This is a genomic window from Vibrio sp. 10N.261.52.C11 (genome assembly GCF_041471405.1).
Lineage (GTDB): Bacteria > Pseudomonadota > Gammaproteobacteria > Enterobacterales > Vibrionaceae > Vibrio > Vibrio crassostreae_C.
In genome coordinates, this window is the sequence record NZ_JBFROI010000154.1 from 1 (window position 1) to 256 (window position 256).

Annotated in this window: 1 protein-coding gene; it reads right to left on the minus strand. The window is 38.3% G+C overall.

Annotated features, from left to right (window positions below):
• Positions 1 to 212: Lrp/AsnC family transcriptional regulator (locus tag AB4323_RS24505; protein ID WP_372118711.1), on the minus strand; the 212-nt coding region annotated here is incomplete at its 3' end.
• Positions 213 to 256 lie beyond the last annotated feature (44 nt).

Consider the following 256-nt stretch of genomic DNA (forward strand, 5'->3'; position numbering starts at 1 on the left):
TTTCTCCCGTCATTTTCTACTCTTATTTGTGCCGTATACCCTTTGATAATACCGGTTTTTTCAAGTCTGTTGATGCGTTCAGCGACTGCTGTTCGCGACAAGCCGATGTTGCGAGAAAGATTAGCAATCGATTCTCGCCCATTGGAGAGTAGATTCGAAAGAATTTTACGATCTAGTTTGTCTAAGCCTTGTAAACTAATGTTGGACATCATGTGTTCTGCCTTTTCTGAATTATTATTGTATTTGTATTTGTATT